Annotated in this window: 11 protein-coding genes and 1 pseudogene; 7 read left to right on the top strand and 5 right to left on the bottom strand. The window is 70.9% G+C overall.

The genetic code is table 11. The annotated features are described in order from the left end of the window. The first annotated feature begins 34 nt into the window (after window positions 1-34). Window positions 35-1,075, top strand: coding sequence for a WYL domain-containing protein (locus tag IO24_RS43570; RefSeq protein WP_031141732.1), 1,041 nt, complete (start codon window positions 35-37; stop codon window positions 1,073-1,075). Here IO24_RS43570 and ctaD read toward each other — a convergent pair. Then, a pseudogene (gene ctaD / locus IO24_RS0131860) lies at window positions 1,074-2,585 on the bottom strand (aa3-type cytochrome oxidase subunit I); the annotation flags it as partial. The gene IO24_RS43570 and the pseudogene ctaD sit on opposite strands and share 2 nt — an antisense overlap. 490 nt (window positions 2,586-3,075) lie before the next feature. Between ctaD and IO24_RS0131855 the strand changes: the two are divergent. Then, the gene (locus IO24_RS0131855) at window positions 3,076-3,291 is read left to right on the top strand and encodes an I78 family peptidase inhibitor (protein ID WP_031141727.1); all 216 of its coding nucleotides are present in this window, start codon (window positions 3,076-3,078) and stop codon (window positions 3,289-3,291) included. A gap of 76 nt (window positions 3,292-3,367) precedes the next feature. On the opposite strand, the gene IO24_RS0131850 is transcribed toward IO24_RS0131855, so the two are convergent. Together IO24_RS0131850 and IO24_RS0131845 are read right to left on the bottom strand one after the other, a co-directional pair. Further along, complete coding sequence (locus IO24_RS0131850; RefSeq protein ID WP_031141724.1) at window positions 3,368-4,366, bottom strand: phosphatase PAP2 family protein; 999 nt, start codon at window positions 4,364-4,366, stop codon at window positions 3,368-3,370. A gap of 227 nt (window positions 4,367-4,593) precedes the next feature. After that, window positions 4,594-5,808, bottom strand: a complete 1,215-nt coding sequence (locus tag IO24_RS0131845) for a glycosyltransferase family 39 protein (RefSeq protein WP_031141722.1) — start codon at window positions 5,806-5,808, stop codon at window positions 4,594-4,596. Between the two features lie 263 nt (window positions 5,809-6,071). Here IO24_RS0131845 and IO24_RS0131840 point away from each other — a divergent pair, with 263 nt between their 5' ends. Beyond that, on the top strand, window positions 6,072-7,673 hold the full coding sequence (locus IO24_RS0131840) for an MFS transporter (protein ID WP_031141720.1): 1,602 nt from the start codon (window positions 6,072-6,074) through the stop codon (window positions 7,671-7,673). Between the two features lie 454 nt (window positions 7,674-8,127). Next, entirely contained in the window at window positions 8,128-9,318 is a 1,191-nt protein-coding gene (locus IO24_RS0131835) for an acyl-CoA dehydrogenase family protein (RefSeq protein WP_031141718.1), read from the top strand. A gap of 49 nt (window positions 9,319-9,367) precedes the next feature. On the opposite strand, the gene IO24_RS0131830 is transcribed toward IO24_RS0131835, so the two are convergent. Further along, window positions 9,368-9,808, bottom strand: coding sequence for a cell division protein SepF (locus IO24_RS0131830; protein ID WP_030850887.1), 441 nt, complete (start codon window positions 9,806-9,808; stop codon window positions 9,368-9,370). Between the two features lie 289 nt (window positions 9,809-10,097). Here IO24_RS0131830 and IO24_RS0131825 point away from each other — a divergent pair, with 289 nt between their 5' ends. From IO24_RS0131825 to IO24_RS0131815, 3 genes are all read left to right on the top strand, one after another. Then, the gene (locus tag IO24_RS0131825; RefSeq protein ID WP_199808868.1) at window positions 10,098-11,306 is read left to right on the top strand and encodes a DUF5685 family protein; all 1,209 of its coding nucleotides are present in this window, start codon (window positions 10,098-10,100) and stop codon (window positions 11,304-11,306) included. 459 nt (window positions 11,307-11,765) lie between these two features. After that, window positions 11,766-12,671, top strand: a complete 906-nt coding sequence (locus IO24_RS0131820) for a S1 family peptidase (protein ID WP_031141714.1) — start codon at window positions 11,766-11,768, stop codon at window positions 12,669-12,671. Window positions 12,672-13,037: 366 nt separating this feature from the next. Beyond that, window positions 13,038-14,120 (top strand): S1 family peptidase, encoded by a 1,083-nt coding sequence (locus IO24_RS0131815; protein WP_045296796.1) that lies wholly within the window; start codon window positions 13,038-13,040, stop codon window positions 14,118-14,120. A gap of 278 nt (window positions 14,121-14,398) precedes the next feature. Here the strand turns inward: IO24_RS0131815 and IO24_RS0131810 are convergent, their stop codons facing one another. Beyond that, the gene (locus IO24_RS0131810) at window positions 14,399-15,421 is read right to left on the bottom strand and encodes a DUF3533 domain-containing protein (RefSeq protein WP_031141710.1); all 1,023 of its coding nucleotides are present in this window, start codon (window positions 15,419-15,421) and stop codon (window positions 14,399-14,401) included. Window positions 15,422-15,542 lie beyond the last annotated feature (121 nt).

Raw genomic sequence — 15,542 nt, 5'->3', positions numbered from 1 at the left:
AGTGGCTGTCCGCAAGTCCTGGCAGACTCGCCCCATGTTGGAGACCTCGGCCCGTCTGCTGCGTCTGCTGTCCCTGCTCCAGGCCCACCGCGAGTGGTCCGGCGCCGATCTGGCCGGCCGCCTCGGCGTCAGCGCCCGTACCCTGCGCCGGGACGTCGACCGGCTGCGCGAACTCGGCTACCCGGTCAACGCCAGCCCCGGCACCGGCGGCGGCTACCAGCTCGGCGCCGGCGCCGAACTGCCGCCGCTGCTCCTGGACGACGACGAGGCCGTCGCCGTGGCCGTCGGCCTGCGCACGGCCGCCGGACAGGGCATCGACGGCATCGGCGAAACCTCCGTACGGGCCCTCGCCAAGCTGGAACAGGTGCTGCCGAACCGGCTGCGCCGCCGCGTGGGCGCCCTCAACGCCGTCACCGTGCCGATGCTGCGCAGCCCCCTGCCCTCCGCGGTCGACCCGGCCGTGCTCACCGAACTCGCCCACCTGTGCCGGGACGCCGAACGGCTGCGCTTCGAGTACCGCGGCCACGACGGCACCCCCACCCGCCGCACCGTCGAACCGCACCGCCTGGTGTGCACCGAGCGCCGCTGGTACCTGGTCGCCTGGGACCTCGACCGGGACGACTGGCGCACGTTCCGCGTGGACCGTGTCACCCCCAGGCCGCCGCACGGCCCGCGCTTCGTACCGCGCGACCCGCCCGCCCAGGACCTGGCCGCCTACGTCTCCCAGGGCGTCTCCACACGCGCGTACGCCACTCACGCCGTCGTCCGGCTCCTGGTGCCCCTGGAGGAGGCGGCCGAGCACATCTCGCCCTCCGCCGGGGTGCTGGAGGCCGAGGGCCCGGACACCTGCCTGCTGCGCTGCGGCGCCGGGAGCCTCGACGTGATGGTGATCCACGTGGTGATGCTGGGCTTCGAGTTCGAGGTGCTGGAACCGGACGGGCTGATCGACGCGATCAGGAGGACTCGGGACCGGCTTGATGGCGCTCTGGCTCGGGCTGCGCAGTCACCGCCGCGTACTGGGGATGGTGCAGGTCGAACGCCGGCGACTCGGACCGGATCCGCGGCAACGCCGTGAAGTTGTGCCGGGGTGGCGGGCAGGAGGTGGCCCACTCCAGGGAGCGGCCGTAACCCCACGGGTCGTCGACCTCGACCTTCTCGCCGTACTTGGCGGTCTTCCACACGTTGTAGAGGAACGGCAGCGTCGACATGCCGAGCAGGAACGCGCCGATCGTCGAGACGGTGTTGAGCGCCGTGAACCCGTCCGCCGCCAGGTAGTCGGCGTACCGGCGCGGCATGCCCTCGGCGCCCAGCCAGTGCTGCACCAGGAACGTGGTGTGGAAACCGGCGAAGAGCGCCCAGAACTGGATCTTGCCGAGCCGTTCGTCGAGCATCTTCCCCGTGAACTTCGGCCACCAGAAGAAGAACCCGCCGAAGATCGCGAAGACGACGGTGCCGAAGACGACGTAGTGGAAGTGCGCGACCACGAAGTACGTGTCCGTCACATGGAAGTCCATCGGCGGCGACGCCAGGATCACCCCGGTCAGCCCGCCGAACAGGAACGTCACCAGGAAGCCCGTGGCCCACAGCATCGGCGTCTCGAAGGACAGCGAGCCCTTGAGCATGGTGCCGGCCCAGTTGAAGAACTTCACGCCCGTCGGCACGGCGATCAGGAAGCTCATGAAGGAGAAGAACGGCAGCAGCACCGCGCCCGTGGCGAACATGTGGTGCGCCCACACGATCATCGACAGACCGGTGATCGCCATCGTCGCACCGACCAGCGTCAGGTAGCCGAACAGCGGCTTGCGGCTGAAGACGGGGATGATCTCCGTGATGATCCCGAAGAACGGCAGCGCGATGATGTACACCTCGGGATGGCCGAAGAACCAGAACAGGTGCTGCCACAGGATCGCCCCGCCGTTGGCCGCGTCGAAGACCTGCGAGCCGAACCGCCGGTCCGCCTCCAGTACCAGCAGCGCCGCCGCGAGTACCGGGAACGCCATCAGGATCAGGATCGACGTGAACAGCGTGTTCCACACGAAGATCGGCATCCGGAACATCGTCATGCCGGGCGCGCGCATCCCGATGATGGTGGTGATGAAGTTGACCGCGCCGAGGATCGTGCCGAAGCCCGACAGCGCCAGCCCCATGATCCACAGGTCGGCCCCGACCCCCGGCGTGCGCTCCGCGCTGTTGAGCGGGGCGTAGGCGGTCCAGCCGAAGTCCGCCGGCCCGGACGGCACCAGCAGCGAGCCGAGCACGATCAGCCCGCCGAACAGGAACAGCCAGTACGAGAGCATGTTCAGCCGTGGGAAGGCGACGTCGGGCGCGCCGATCTGCAGCGGCATCAGCTCGTTGGCGAAGCCCGCGAAGGTCGGCGTCGCGAACAGCAGCAGCATGATCGTGCCGTGCATCGTGAACGCCTGGTTGAACTGTGTGTTGTCGATGATCTGGAGCCCCGGGCGGGCCAGTTCGGCGCGCATCAGCAGCGCCATCACCCCGGCGACCATGAAGAACACGAACGACGTGATCAGGTAGAGATGGCCGATCTTCTTGTGGTCCGTCGTCGTCAGCCAGTCGACCACCATCCGCCCGTGCCGCTTGCGCGGCGCGGGCGGCGCCACCGCCTGTACGGTCTGCGTCCCCATCGCTCGCTCGCCCCTTCGCTCATCGCGCACCCGGGCCCGCCATAGCCCGCGCCGCACGTACCCGCGAGCTCACGCCATGATGCTCGCGTCGCCGCGCGCTCCGACAGGGGGCGTACCGGCCTCTCCGCGCCGAAGCCATGCATTTCCCCGTACGCGCCGACTCCGCCGGGCCGGTGCGGCACCGGAAAGGAATGGCGCCCCGGAGGCACTTCACCCGGCACTTTCCGCCGGGCTTTTCCATGAGCTCATGTGACACGCGGGAATTACGATCGAATGCCTGCGGAAGGCGTACAGAACCGCTCGTCCGTGTGACGGACAGCTCCCGAAACACCTGTCGTGATCTTGTGACAGAAGCGTGACGGGAGGCGGACAGTGACCGGGCCGCGGGCCCGGACTTCCGCGGTCGGCGGGCAGCGCATAGCGTGGCGGCATGGCACCGACTCCGACACCTTCCACGGAACCCGACGACAGCCCGGACACCTATGTCGGCCTGGAGGCCGGCCGGGCCGAACGCCTCGCGCGTGAGCGCGGCTGGCCGACGGTGCGCTCGCTGCCGCCGGGGGCGATCATCACGATGGAGTACCGCGTGGGCCGGCTGAATTTCGAGGTCAAGGGCGGTCGGGTGGCGCGGGCCTGGAAGGGCTGAGACCCGGCGAAGGCCCCGGTTCCGCTGTGGAGCCGGGGCCTTCGCGCTGCCGGACGGGGTGCGCACCGGCCCGTGGTCAGCCGCCCGTCAGCGGGCGGGCCGACGGGGTCGAACCGCGCGGGTGGCGCTCCGGGTGCGGCGGGCGGCGGCTGCCGGCCGGGGTGATCGGCGTGCGCTCCGAGCGGGCCGTGTGGGGGCCCGGCGCCAGATAGGCCGGCGCCCGGGACGAGCAGGCCCCGACGTCGTCCCGGTCGTCGGCGGGCAGGGGCGCGACCACCACGGGCGGCGGGTCCACCGGGGCGGCCGAGGTGCGGCGCCTGCGGGCCAGCAAGCGGTCGCGAAGATCGAAGATCCTGGCCTCGGCACGGGCGATCAGCGGCTCGAACCACGGCAGGCCGAGCAGGATCAGCAGACCGGCGGTCCAGCCGAGGAGCACATCGCTCAACCAGTGCGTACCGAGGTAGACCGTCGCCATCCCGACGCCGAGCGAGGTCACCGCGGACACGGCGGACAACCAGCGCTGCGCTCTCGCCGAGGACGCCAGGTAGGCCAGGATTCCCCAGGTCACGACGGCGTTGGCGGTGTGACCGCTCGGAAATATATCGCCGCCGAGCCACATCTCGTTCGAGCCGATGGTGGTCGCGTAGTGCGGTCCCAGGCGGCCCATGCCGTACTTGGCGGCGCCGACCGTGATGTTCAGCAGCAGCAGTGAGACGCCGAGCGCGAGCATCGGCCGCAGGGTGTGCTGCCGCCAGGAACGCCAGCCCAGCCAGGCCGCGACCATCACGGCGGTCGGGCCGCGCTGTCCGAGGACCACGTAGTAGTCGACGAACCAGTGGATCTCCGACCACTGCTGGTACGGGCGGAAGAACATGACCTGCCAGTCGAGCCGGACCAGCCAGGACGTGATGATCACGGCCCACACGATCGCGCCGTAGAAGGCCAGGGTCGCCGCGAAGAGCACGATGCGGTGCCTGCTCATCTTCGGCACATCGATGTGGGCCGGTCGTTCCGGCTCACGGTCCAGCCGGGCGAACACCCGGTCCAGACGGGTGAGCTTCGGTTCGGTACGCACCCAATCGACGTTACAGCGAGTGAGCTCAGATCCCGGGCGAATCAACGGCTTTGTGATGACGATGTGATGTGGGATTCCTCTCAGGAGGAGGTTTATTTCCAGCGAATCTGTAATCGCCGGACGCTGTGGCCTTCAATTCCTTTGATCATTCCGGGTGCGGGTTTTATTGCGCTTTTGAATTCGTTCACCGGGGCATGGCACGGAATTCCCCTTGCGCTCACAGCGGGTCAGGGCGGTCCGGAGCCGTTCAGCCAGAACGCCCCGTACACCGCAGAGGCGACCGCCACCGACCCGAGCACCACTGCTGACCTGCGCATACGCAGTCCGGCCAGGGATCGCGCGAAGGGCAGCAGCAGGGGGAAGGCCGGCAGCAGCAGACGCGGTTTCGAGCCGAAGTAGCTCGACGCGCACAGGGCGAGCGCGGTCACGACCCCGGTGTAGACCAGCAGCGGCAGCGGCTGGCGCTGACGTACTCCGGTCACATACAGCCAGACGACTGACGCCACCCCGAGGATCAGTCCCACGCCGGCCAGAGCCGCCGGGAACGACGTGAACTTCTCGGCGACGAACCGGGCGAAGGCGTATCCGCCGTCGAAGCCGTTGCGCCATCCGGCCTGGACGTCCAGGTAGCCCAGCGGGCCCTTGCCGGTGCGGTGGCCGACCCAGAGCACGTAGCCGACGGTGCCGAGGGGCGCCAGGAGCATGCCGAGGAGGCGCCGGGTGCGGGTCCCGGGGCCGGCCGGGGCGCGCGGGGCGCCCTGCCCGGCCGCGCGCCCGTCCCCTACGGAGTCGGCAGCACGTCTGTCCCCTATGAAGGAGGCCGCCGCCGCCACCCACACCGCCGCCACCACGGCCAGTCCCACCGGACGGGTCAGCCCCGCGAGCAGGGCCAGCGTGCCCGCCGTCACCCAGCGGCCGGTCATCATCGCGTACAGCGACCACGCCGCGAGCGCCGTGAACAGGGACTCGCTGTACGCCATCGACTGCACGATCCCGACCGGAAGCACGGCCCACAGCAGCACCGCGCACACCCCGGCCCGGCGGCCGTACACCCGGTCCGCCACCGCGAAGATCCCCCATGCCGCGGCGAACGAGGCGAACAGACTGACGAGAAACCCCCCGTCCGCGTACGACAGCGGCGACACCGCCGCCACCAGCCGCTCCAGCCAGGGCAGCAGGGGGAAGAACGCCAGGTTCGAGTGCACGTCCCCGTTCGCGAGCCGGACCTCGTAGCCGTAGCCCAGCTCGGCGACCCTGACGTACCAGAGCGCGTCCCAGCGGGCGGTCAGCAGGGTGTACGCGCTCTTGTCCCGCGCCGCGCTCCACAGGAACAGGGCGAGCAGGCCCAGGGCGCGGACGGCCGCATACCCGGCGAGCGCCGGGGCCGCTCGACGCAGCGCCCCGGCGCGGGACGGGGCCGCGCGCTCCTCAAGATCGGTCACGGGCCCGATTATCGACCCGGGGCGGAACCACCCGGCCGGCCGGGGCGTGGACGACACCGGAGCAAGTGGCGTACGCCACATCGTTCCGCCGGAGGTGTGAGAGGTCCGCCACTGGTCTCCGTCGGGGACTCGCGTACGCTGACGTGTCACTCGCTTTTCGTTTGCGCGGGCCGGAGACCACCGCTCCTCTCCGGCCGAGTCGCGGGGGCGTCCCCCACCCCGTGAGCCCGCCGATCGCGAGGGAACATCTGGGAGGTACGTACATGTCCGGGACGACCACGGCCGCCGCTGCGCTGCGCCGTAGGGCGGCCGGGGCCGGTGCCAACCGCTGGGTGGTTCTCGTCGTCCTCTGCGTCAGCCTGCTGCTGGTCGCCGTCGACGCCACCGTGCTGCACGTGGCGGTCCCCGCCGTCACCGAGGACCTGAGGCCCGGCGGGATAGAGCTGCTCTGGATCGTCGACGTCTACCCACTGGTCTGCGCCTCGCTGCTGATCCTGTTCGGCACGCTGGGCGACCGCGTCGGCCGCCGAAGAGTCCTGCTCCTCGGATACACGCTGTTCGGTGTCGCCTCCGGCCTCGCGGCTCTGGCCGACAGCGCGCAGGTACTGATCGTGGCGCGGGCGCTGCTCGGCGTCGGCGGCGCGATGATCATGCCCGCAACCCTGTCGATCCTGCGGCAGGTCTTCCCGGACCGGCGCGAGCGGGCGCTCGCGATCGGCATCTGGAGCGCCGTGGCCGCGGTCGGCGCGGCGGTCGGTCCGCTGCTCGGCGGCTTTCTGCTGGAGCACTTCTGGTGGGGCTCGGTCTTCCTCGTCAACATTCCGTTGATGCTGGTCAGCCTCCCGGTGGGACGACTGCTGCTGCCCGAGTCGAAGGGGGACGGCAAGGGACCCTGGGACGTGGTCGGCGCGCTGATGGCGGCGGCCGGGCTGTTCGGTGTCGTGCTGGGCGTGAAGCGGCTCGGCAGCGGGGAGTCGATGGGCAGTCTGCTCACCGTGCTGCCGCTGGTGGTGGGCGCAGCGCTGCTGTTCGGCTTCGTACGGCGGCAGCGGCGCCGGACGTATCCGCTGGTCGACCTCAGGATGTTCGCGCGGCCGGCCTTCAGCACGTCCGTCGGGTGCATCGTGCTGGCGATGCTCGCGCTGGTGGGTCTGGAACTGATCGCGGCGCAGTACCTGCAACTGGTGCTCGGGCTGTCACCGCTGGAGACCGGGCTGCGGCTGCTGCCGCTGACGTTCGCGGCGATGGCGGCCGGACTGGCCGGGGCGCGGATGCTGCGGCGGTTCGGGCCGCGGCGGATGGTGTGCGCCGGGTTCTGCCTCACGGCGTTCGCGGTGGTGCTGCTGACGGCGCTGGGCCGGACGGACGACTGTGCGCTGATGCTGAGCGGGTTCGTGCTGCTCGGCTTCGGGCTGGAGACGACGCTGTTCGGGGCGTACGAGTCGATGCTGAGCGAGGCGCCGCAGGACCAGGCCGGTGGGGCGGCCGCGATCGGGGAGACGTCGTACCAGCTCGGGGCGGGGATCGGGATCGCGCTGCTCGGCACGGTGATGAACGCGGCGTACACGCCGGGGCTGTCGGGCGTGCCGGGCGTTCCGGCGTCGGCGTCCGCGTCTGCGGGGCATTCGCTGGGGGAGGCGTACGAGGTTGCTGCGCAGCTGGGCGGGTCTGCCGGTGCTGCTCTGCGGCATGCCGCCCGGGATGCGTTTGTGCACGGACTGCATGTGACGTTGCTGGTGAGCGCGGGGTTGCTGCTGCTCGGGGCGGTGATGGCGTTGCGGTTGCCGCGGGCCATGCAGTGTGAGTCGGGGCCGGTGGACCTGCCTGCCCCCAGGGACGCGGCGGAGTCACGCGTCTCGGTGTAACGCCCCTTCGCCCACCCACGCGCCACCCGACACGGTCGGCCGAGAGGCAGGCGCCGCCTGCGGGCGGTACCGCACCGCCGGCGGCCTGCGGCGAACGCCGCGTCGCGCGCGGAGCCCGCCCTCGGCGCCGGCATGCGCTTCGCGCGCGGACCGGCCCCCGGCGCCGGCGGACGGCGGCGCCGGGCCCCGCCCTGGACGCCTGCCCCAGGCCCCCGCGCACTCGCCCCCTCGGCGCCGGCGCCTGGCCCTCGGCCCCCGCACCTGGCCCCCGGCGTCAGCATCTGGCGGCCGCGCCCAGCACCAGCGCCCGGCCCAACATTCGCGCCCCGGCGCCCGCCCGGCCCCCAGGTGAGTTCGGTGTCTCAGTTGGGGGCTACGGGTGGTGCGTGGGTGGGTGGGCGTCGTAGCGTCTTGGCTAGCGGTGCTAGTTAAAGAGTTTCGGAGGGTGTCGATCATGTCCGGTTCGTCCAAGCTGCCTCCCTTCGATCCCGCCGATCCCCTCGGCCTGGACGACCTGCTGGAGCCCGAGGATCTCGGGATCAGGGACACCGTGCGGGCCTGGGCCGCGGACCGGGTGCTGCCGTATGTCGCCGAGTGGTACGAGAAGGGCGAGCTGCCGGGGATCCGGGAGCTGGCCAAGGAGCTCGGCGGCATCGGTGCCCTCGGGATGTCCCTGGACGGGTACGGGTGCGCCGGCGCGTCCGCCGTGCAGTACGGGCTGGCCTGTCTCGAGCTGGAGGCCGCCGACTCCGGGATCCGGTCCCTCGTCTCGGTGCAGGGCTCCCTCGCCATGTACGCCATCCACCGCTTCGGCAGCGAGGAGCAGAAACAGCGGTGGCTGCCGCGTATGGCCGCCGGCGAGGTCATCGGCTGCTTCGGGCTCACCGAGCCCGATCACGGCTCCGACCCCGCCTCCATGCGCACGTACGCCAAGCGCGACGGCTCCGACTGGATCCTCAACGGCCGCAAGATGTGGATCACCAACGGGTCGGTCGCCGGGGTCGCCGTCGTGTGGGCGCAGACCGAGGACGGGATCCGCGGGTTCGCCGTGCCCACCGACAGCCGCGGGTTCTCCGCGCCGGAGATCAAGCACAAGTGGTCCCTCAGGGCCTCGGTCACCAGCGAGCTCGTGCTCGACGACGTGAGGCTGCCCGCCGACGCCGTCCTCCCGGAGGTCACCGGCCTGCGCGGGCCCCTCGGCTGCCTGTCCCACGCCCGGTACGGAATCGTCTGGGGCGCCATGGGCGCGGCCCGCAGCAGTTTCGAGACCGCGGTCGACTACGCGAAGTCACGGGAGCAGTTCGGGCGGCCCATCGGGGGTTTCCAGCTCACCCAGGCCAAACTCGCCGACATGGCGGTGGAACTGCACAAGGGGATTCTGCTCGCCCATCATCTGGGGCGGCGTATGGACGCCGGCCGCCTGCGCCCCGAGCAGGTCAGCTTCGGCAAGCTCAACAACGTCCGGGAAGCGATCGAGATCTGCCGCACGGCCCGGACCATTCTCGGCGCCAACGGGATCTCGCTCGAATATCCCGTGATGCGGCACGCGACCAACCTCGAGTCGGTGCTCACCTACGAGGGCACCGTCGAAATGCACCAGCTCGTACTGGGCAAGGCACTCACCGGACTCGATGCCTTCCGGTAGGCCGGTCCGGTAACCCCGCGCGGGGGCAGGGCCGGTGAGCGGCCCTGCCTCAGCTCTGGTTGAAGAAGCCGTCCGTCCGGTGCCCGGCCGGGTCGCCGTTGACGATCTCCGTGTTGGCGGGGGTCAGCAGGAACACGCGGGTCGACACTCTCTCGATCGAACCGCGCAGGCCGAAGATCAGCCCGGCCGCGAAGTCGACCACGCGCTTGGCGTCGGACGCCTCCATGGCCGTGAGGTTCATGATGACCGGCACGCCCTCGCGGAACAGCTCGCCGATGGCGCGCGCGTCCCGGAAGCTGTCCGGGGTCACCGTGCCGATGCGGCGGCCCTTCTCCTCGGCGACGTCCGAGGCCACCTTGACGCGCGGATCGGTGACCCAGGCCTCCCCGGGCTCGTTCCCGTCGGAGTAGTCGTCGTCGTCGTAGTAACGCTCGTCTTCGTTGTCGTCGACGAGGCCAAGCCAGGCACTTGCCTTGCGTACCGATCCCATGGACGCCTCCTCTCACAGCGGTCTTTCTGCTTTCCGCATCCCTATGGTCGTCCATGATGCGGATGGCGCGCCAAGTGGATAGACGCCGCACGGGGGGTTTGTGACGGTACTGGTGCACAGCGAATCCGTCGAGAGTCCGTGTGTCCCAAGGGCCGTTTCCCAAACGGCTGCTGACTGTGAGTGAAATATGATTCTTCTCGGCGTACGGGTGACGCCGGGGCGTACGGGTGAATGCCGGGGCCGATACGATGCCGCAGCTCAACGTCGTTACGAAGCTCGGGGGAGCGTTGTGTTCGGAATCGTCAGGCCCTGCAGGCACCGGCTCGGTGAGAAGCTCACAAGCCAGTGGATGGCGCATTTGTGCGGGCTCTGCCTCGCGCTTCGCGGTGACCATGGACAGTTCGCGCGGATAGTGACGAACTATGACGCACTGCTCATATCGGTTTTGACGGAGGCCCAGACGGAGAGTGACGGGTCCGGCCGGCGTACGGCCGGACCGTGCCCGCTGCGCGGCATGCGCACCGCCTCCGTCGCGCACGGCGAGGGAGCCCGGCTCGCGGCCGCCGTCTCCTTGGTGCTGGCCTCGGCGAAGACGCGCGACCACGTCACCGACGGTGACGGGCTGTTGGCCCGCAGGCCGGTGGCGCGTGCCGCGCGCCGGGTCGCCGCGAGCTGGGGCACGGCCGGCGCCCGGAGCGGCACCGCCGTGGGATTCGACACATCCCTCCTGGTCGACGCCGTGGACCGGCAGGCGGGGATCGAGGCGCTGGCCGGGCCGGGGACGCCGCTCCTGACGGTCACCGAACCGACCGAGACCGCGACCGCCGCCGCCTTCGCGCACACGGCGGTCCTCGCGGGCCGGCCGCGCAACGCCGGGCCGCTCGCCGAGGCCGGACGGCTCTTCGGGCGCCTCGCGCACCTGCTGGACGCCGTGGAGGACCGGCACGTTGACGCCGCGTCAGGCGCCTGGAACCCGATCGCCGCGACCGGCACCTCCCTCGCGGAGGTCCGCCGGCTCGCCGACGACGCGGTGCACGGCGTTCGGCTCGCGCTGCGCGACGCCGAGTTCGCCGACGCGCAGCTCGTGCATCTGCTGCTCGTGCACGAACTGCGGCGCTCGGTGGACCGGGTGTTCGGCACGGTGCCGGTGTGCGCCTCCCACCAGGGCGGCGGACCCGACGGACAGCAGGGACCCCACGGACAGCCGCCGCAGGGTCCCTACGGCTCCCCGCACGACCCGTACGCGGGCGGTGGCGTACCTCCGTACGCCGGTGGGGGAGACGGGTTCGGCGGGGGCGGGTTCGGCGGGCGCGCGCCGGTGCCCCAGCCACCCCGCCGGCGTGGGTTCTGGGCCGGCTGCGGGATGTTCTGGCTGCTGTGCTGCACCTGCAAGCTGTGCTGCGCCAAGGAGTACGAGGGGCCGTGGTCCCGTAAGAAGCGCGAGGGCGTCTGCCGGGACTGCGACTGCGACGGGTGCGACTGCTGCTGCGACTGCTGACCCGCCCCGTGTCGGCGCCGTACGGGCCCCTCGCGCTCACCGGCACGCTCCCCGGTGCCTGAACGGCCTGGGGGCGCCCCAGGAGCCCTTCGGCGGTGAGGTGCGGCGGCTCGCGGCCGCCCGGGCTCCGCGAACAGGGCCCGGGCGGCGTACGGCGAGCGGCGGCTGGTCGTGCTGGTGCGCGAGGGGGCGTGGGGCGTACGGGACTTCCATCCGGAGTCCGCCGCGCGCCGGGCGTTCCGCGGCCTCAGCCCGGCCGCTGGGCGGCTTCGTGGAGATCTCTCGAAGGTTGAAGTCCGAAAGGCACTCTTGCGCCGACCGGCCGTTCGGCCGAATACTCCCCCTCAGCGCTTGTCAGGGGCACGGCGTGTTCGGAATCCGAACTGCCGGCTCCAGGCTGCGCCTCACGGGCCCGAAACCCCACGACGGCCCCCTACTTCCTTTGTGGAGGAACGAAAAGTGAGGATCAAGCGCACCACCCCCCGCAGTGGCATTTCGAGACGGACCCGGCTGATCGCCGTTTCCACCGGCCTCGTTGCCGCCGCAGCGATCGCGATCCCCAGCGCGAACGCATCCGACACCCCCACCACCTTCAGCGCCGCGGAGCTCAAGAGCGCCAGCGGCTCGTTGCTGAAGGCCGACATCCCGGGCACCGCCTGGGCTGTCGACAGCAAGACCAACCGCGTGCTCCTGACCGTGGACAGCACGGTCACGCAGGCCGAGATAGCGAAGATCAAGCAGCAGGCCGGCGGCAACGCCGACGCGCTCACGGTCAAGCGCGTCGCCGGCAAGTTCAACAAGCTCATCCAGGGCGGCGACGCCATCTATGCGAGTAGCTGGCGCTGCTCCCTCGGCTTCAACGTCCGTGCCAGCAACGGCACCGAGTACTTCCTGACCGCCGGTCACTGCACCGACGGCGCGGGCACCTGGTACTCCAACTCCGGCCGCACCACGGTCATCGGCTCGACCGCCGGCTCCAGCTTCCCGGGCAACGACTACGGCCTCGTGCGCTACAGCGGGTCCGTCAGCCGCCCCGGCACCGCGAACGGCGTGGACATCACGCGCGCGGCCACCCCGAGCGTGGGCACCACCGTCATCCGCGACGGCTCCACGACCGGTACGCACAGCGGCCGTGTCACCGCCCTCAACGCCACCGTCAACTACGGCGGCGGGGACATCGTCTCCGGCCTGATCCAGACCACCGTCTGCGCCGAGCCCGGTGACTCCGGCGGTGCGCTCTACGGCAGCAACGGCACGGCGTACGGTCTGACCTCCGGCGGCAGCGGCAACTGCTCCTCCGGTGGCACGACGTTCTTCCAGCCCGTCACGGAGGCCCTGAGCGCCTACGGCGTCAGCGTCTACTAGGCCCCCGGCGGCAGTTCGCGGCACTTCACGGCCCCCGCACGCATCGCGTGCGGGGGCTTCCCGCTGTGCGGGCTCCCCTCCGGAACCGGGCGCCGTGGGGGCGGAATTCAGCCATGGGCAGACCTCGCAGAGTGGGCGCACATTACTCACGCGTAATGTTTGCAGTGTGAACGCGCAGGAGTTGGGTCCGTTTTGATCGTGGACGGTCAAAATGAGAGGGCGTGCGAAGCGCTGTCTACGCGCGTCTCGAACTCACCCTTGTGTGCTCCCCGTTGTCCTCGGAATAGTGGGCGCTCGTCAACGAAGCCTTCCGGCTCGTGAGGTCCCCACAACCTCTCGTGCCGACCCCCCACAGGAGGACAGAAGTTGAAGCACCGACGCATACCCAAGCGGCGTGCAGCCGTGGCAGGCGCGGGCATCGCCGCGCTGGTCGCCGCGGGAGTGACGTTCCAGACCGCGAACGCCAGTGAGACCCCCGAGGCGTCCGCACCCCGGACCCTGTCGGTCACGGCGGCCGGAAAGCTCGCCTCGACGCTGGCCGAGGACCTGGGCGGCGACGCGGCCGGGACGTACTACGACACCAAGAGCAAGAGCCTCGTGGTGAACGTGCTCGACGAAGCCGCCGCGCAGGCCGTCGAGAAGGCCGGGGCCAAGGCGAGAGTCGTGGCGAACTCCCTCGCCGAACTCAAGAGCGCCCGCAGCACGCTGAAGCAGGACGCGACGATCCCGGGCACGGCCTGGGTGACCGACCCGACGACGAACAAGGTCGTCGTGACCGCCGACCGCACGGTCTCCAAGGCCGAGTGGGCGACGCTGACGAAGGTCGTGGACGGGCTCGGGGCGAAGGCCGAACTCAAGCGGTCGAAGGGGGAGTACAAGCCCTTCATCGCCGGTGGCGACGCGATCACCGGTGGCAGCGGGCGCTGCTCGCTGGGCTTCAACGTCGTCAAGGGCGGTGAGCCGTTCTTCCTGACCGCCGGGCACTGCACCGAGGGCATCTCCACGTGGTCGGACACCAGCGGCAAGGAGATCGGCACCAACGCGGACTCCAGCTTCCCGGACAACGACTACGGGCTGGTCAAGTACACCGCGGAGGTCGCTCACCCGAGTGAGGTGAACCTCTACGACGGCTCCACCCAGAAGATCTCGGGCGCCGCGGACGCGACCGTCGGCATGGCGGTCACCCGGAGCGGGTCGACCACGCAGGTGCACGAGGGCAAGGTCACGGGGCTGGACGCGACCGTGAACTACGGCAACGGCGACATCGTGAACGGGCTGATCCAGACCGACGTGTGCGCGGAGCCGGGTGACAGTGGCGGGTCGCTGTTCTCGGGTGACAAGGCGGTCGGGCTCACGTCCGGTGGCAGCGGTGACTGCACCTCCGGTGGGGAGACGTTCTTCCAGCCGGTGACCGAGGCGCTGTCGGCGACCGGGACGCAGATCGGCTGACACGCGAGTGTGTGAAGTCCCGCCCCTTGTGCGAGGGGCGGGACTTTTGCGTGTACCACCGGTGGTGGGGCGGGTGCCTGCGCCTTACGCAGGGTGTGGGGCCGGTGCCTGCGCCCTACGCCGGGTGGGGTCGGGGCCGTGTCGGGGGGTGTCCGTCCTCGGAACGGCGCGATGGGGTCTCACGCCGACTGACTGTCCGTCGACGCGCCAACCGGCTGCGGGCGGACACCCCCCGGCGCGGCCCCTTCTCGCCGTACGCGGGTGCGGGACGGTGGTCGTCATGGCGTCCGCGGCGCGTTGGCGCGTCTGCGTAGTGCGGCTGCCGCCATGGTGATCGCGGCTCCTGCCACCGCCCACGCCGTCAGGACCAGGAGTGGCGTCGTCATCGCGTTGTTGTCGAAGTAGGCGATGGAGCGCGTCGACCAGGTGCCGGCGCCCGGGGGCAGGGCCGGGCCGATCGCCTTCCAGAAGGGTGGGAGGAGGGGCGGGGGCAGGGCGCCGCCCGCGCTGGGGTTGCCGAGGATGACCACCAGCAGGATGACCAGGCCGATGCCGATCGTGCCGAAGACGCCCTGGAGGGCGAGGGTGGCCGCGCCCACGGCGAAGATGATCAGGGTGCCCAGGCCCCAGAGGGCCGCGGTGCTGCCCGGCAGGGCGTCCAGGACCGGGCCGGTGATGAGGGCTCCGCCGAGACCGCCGGTGAGGGCGACCAGGGCCATGACGGCCAGGCGGATCGCGGCGCGGGTGGGGTCGGAGGGTTTCGCCCCGGCGCTGATGGCCAGGGCCGCGGCGCCCAGGTAGCCGCCCACGCACCAGCCGATCACCAGGTAGAAGGACGAGAGTCCGTTGGGGTCGTGGGGCGCGGACGGGATCACGTCGATCGTCCGGATGGTGCGCCGCTCGGACTTCTCGAGGGTGGTGACCAGGGTCGTCAGTGTGGTGGAGAGGACCCTGCCGCCCCCGGAGGCGACCAGGAGGGTGTCGGTGCTGCCCCTGGGGTCGATGATCAGGGCCGCGTCGATGTCGCGGTGGGTGAGCTGGGTCCGGGCCGTTGCCTCGTCGGGCAGGGCGCGGGGGTCCAGGGGGGTGCCGGGGAGGCGTTCCAGCCGGGTGAGCGCCTGGTCGGCCGCGGCCCGGGGGGCGACCAGGCCGATGGGGACGTCCTTGGGCTTCGGGTCGTGCAGCGCTCCGACGTAGGAGGCGATGAACAGCAGCTGGAGCGCGATCACGCCGACGATGAGCAGGGTGGCCCTGGGGGTGACGGCGTCTCTCACCTCGGCGGGGAACGAGCTGTGCGGCATGCCTCCACGGTCGGGGGGACGAGGGTGTTTCCGCAGGTGGGACGGGGCCGAACGGATGTCGCACATACATTCGAGGATGGGGGTATGGTGGGGGTGCGGTAGTTGGGAACAGATGTTCGAG

The sequence above is a fragment of the Streptomyces flavovariabilis genome (assembly GCF_000725785.1).
Taxonomy (GTDB): Bacteria; Actinomycetota; Actinomycetes; order Streptomycetales; family Streptomycetaceae; genus Streptomyces; species Streptomyces hawaiiensis.
The sequence above is the reverse complement of the archived record's forward strand: the minus strand, read 5'-3'. Positions and strand labels throughout refer to the sequence as shown.

What these genes read in the sequence shown, in the direction of transcription:
- IO24_RS0131835 (WP_031141718.1), top strand. Translation starts at nt 8,128, where the DNA reads ATGTCCGGTTCGTCCAAGCTGCCTCCCTTCGATCCCGCCGATCCCCTC.
- IO24_RS0131810 (WP_031141710.1), bottom strand. Translation starts at nt 15,421, where the DNA reads ATGCCGCACAGCTCGTTCCCCGCCGAGGTGAGAGACGCCGTCACCCCC.
- IO24_RS0131840 (WP_031141720.1), top strand. Translation starts at nt 6,072, where the DNA reads ATGTCCGGGACGACCACGGCCGCCGCTGCGCTGCGCCGTAGGGCGGCC.
- IO24_RS0131830 (WP_030850887.1), bottom strand. Translation starts at nt 9,808, where the DNA reads ATGGGATCGGTACGCAAGGCAAGTGCCTGGCTTGGCCTCGTCGACGAC.
- IO24_RS43570 (WP_031141732.1), top strand. Translation starts at nt 35, where the DNA reads ATGTTGGAGACCTCGGCCCGTCTGCTGCGTCTGCTGTCCCTGCTCCAG.
- IO24_RS0131855 (WP_031141727.1), top strand. Translation starts at nt 3,076, where the DNA reads ATGGCACCGACTCCGACACCTTCCACGGAACCCGACGACAGCCCGGAC.